Genomic DNA, 2,063 nt, shown 5'->3' with positions numbered 1-2,063 from the left:
GGGACGAGCCGGCCGAGCCCGAGGCGCCGACCGGCCCCGAGGCGCCGGCCGAGCGCGACGAGCCTGCCGAGCCTGCTGAACCGGCGGAGCCCGCCGCGGCGCCCCAGCCGTTCGTCCCCGGCGGCGCACGGTTCACGCCGGCCGCGCCGTCGGGCACCAAGCGGCTCTGGAACGCCGTCCGCCAGAAGCCCGACGGCGGTCAGGTGCTGGTGGCGCTGCTGGTCGCGCTGCTCGGGTTCGGCGCCGTCCTGCAGGTGCGCTCCGACGACGACGACGCGCTCGCCAACGCCCGCCGCGACGACCTCGTGCAGATCCTCGACGGCCTGCGCCGCCAGGCCGACCGCCTCGACGACCACGTCGCCGAGCTCGAGGCCGACCGCCGCGACCTCATCAGCGGCGCCGACACTGAGGCGGCCGCGCTCGAGCAGGCGCAGCAGCGCGCCCGCAACGCCGGCGTGCTGGCCGGCACCATCCCGGCCACCGGTCCCGGCATCATCATGACGATCAGCGACCCCGACCACGAGGTGGACGCCGTCACGATGCTCCGCGCCGTCAACGAGCTGCGGGTGGCCGGCGCCGAGGCGATCCAGATCCGCGGCGGCGGCAACGACGCGGCCGTCCGGGTGGTCGCGAGTACCTCGTTCGAGAACCCGCGCAGCGACGTGCTCACCGTCGGCGGCAAGGAGCTGGAGCCGCCGTACGAGGTCGTCGCCATCGGCGATCCCGGAGAGCTGAGCGGCTCCATGACGTTCGCCGACGGCGTCGTCAGCCGCATCGAGGAGGGCAGCGCCGAGGCCACCGTCGACGAGTACGACGAGCTGACCGTCGACGTGTTGCACGAGCCGGAGCCGCCTCAGTACGCTCGCCCGGCGCCGGAGGACGGCGACGACGAATGACCGCCCTGCACAGTGCCCCGAGGAGGCAGATCTCGTTGTATCCCGACGACCTGAGGTACACCGCGGAGCACGAGTGGGTCCGCAGCCCCGGTGAGGCCGAGAGCAGCGTCCGTGTCGGCATCACGCACTACGCCCAGGAGCAGCTCGGCGACATCGTCTACGTCCAGCTGCCGGCCGTCGGCGACGAGGTCACCGCGGGCGGCGTCTGCGGCGAGCTCGAGTCGACCAAGAGCGTCAGCGAGCTGTTCGCGCCGGTCACCGGCACCGTCGTGGCCCGCAACGAGGAGCTCGACGCCGCGCCCGAGCAGGTGAACGCCGACCCCTACGGCGCCGGCTGGATGATCGAGATCGTGCCGTCCGACCCGGGGGCCGTCGATCAGCTGCTGACGGCCGACGACTACCGTTCCCAGGTGGAGGGCTAGCTCAGGTTCGGCCGCCGGTTGATTCTGGCGGCGGCCGGTTCTAGGTTGCCAACATCCGTAAACCCTCAGGCGCTGGTCGAGAGTGAGTGAGACACTCGTAGCGCCGACGAGTCGAAGCCGGGGTGAGACCCTCGGCGGGAGGCCAGCTGATGCCGTTCTGCACCCAGTGCGGGCACCAAAACCCGTCCGACGCGAAGTTCTGCTCCAATTGCGGAACCCCGCTGGTCCGGCCCATGCAGCCGGCTGAGACGGGGGGTGACGCCACGAGCACCATGGCCATGGTGCGCGAGGAGACCGCGCAGGTCGAGCGGGACGACTCCAGCGACCTCGCCGCGGCCGACCAGGCCGCCGTCGACGCCCTGCCCGAGGGCAGCGCGCTGCTCGTCGTGCTGCGCGGCCCCAACGCCGGCAGCCGGTTCCTGCTCGACACCGACGTCGTCAGCGCCGGCCGGCACCCCGACTCCGACATCTTCCTCGACGACGTCACCGTCTCGCGGCGGCACGCGGAGTTCCGGCGCATGCCCGGCGGCTTCGTCGTCTCCGACGTCGGCAGCCTCAACGGCACCTACGTCAACCGCGACCGCATCGACGAAGTGGCGCTGAACAACGGCGACGAGGTCCAGATCGGCAAGTACCGCCTGGTCTACTACTCCAGCCAGCACGGGTTCGGAGGCGGGCCGAGGTGAGTCCCGCCGAGGGGAACTCGGCGCGTGCCTCCGGGCCGGCGCGGCGCGACGCCGCGCCG

The 2,063-nt window shown here is 72.6% G+C and carries 3 protein-coding genes; all 3 read left to right on the top strand.

Annotation, left to right across the window (positions count from 1 at the left end; all coding sequences use genetic code 11):
• Positions 1-896 (top strand): DUF881 domain-containing protein (locus DY240_RS23025; protein ID WP_147375462.1); only part of this gene is annotated, 896 nt, incomplete at its 5' end.
• Positions 893-1,318 (top strand): glycine cleavage system protein GcvH, encoded by a 426-nt coding sequence (gene gcvH, locus DY240_RS23020; protein ID WP_119662109.1) that lies wholly within the window; start codon positions 893-895, stop codon positions 1,316-1,318. The genes DY240_RS23025 and gcvH, both read left to right, overlap by 4 nt.
• 149 nt (positions 1,319-1,467) lie before the next feature.
• Positions 1,468-2,004: an FHA domain-containing protein gene (locus DY240_RS33460; RefSeq protein ID WP_119662108.1), complete on the top strand. Its 537-nt coding sequence runs from the start codon at positions 1,468-1,470 to the stop codon at positions 2,002-2,004.
• The last annotated feature ends 59 nt before the right edge of the window (positions 2,005-2,063 follow it).

The organism is Jiangella rhizosphaerae, assembly GCF_003579925.1.
GTDB classification, from domain to species: Bacteria; Actinomycetota; Actinomycetes; order Jiangellales; family Jiangellaceae; genus Jiangella; species Jiangella rhizosphaerae.
The sequence above is the reverse complement of the archived record's forward strand: the minus strand, read 5'-3'. Positions and strand labels throughout refer to the sequence as shown.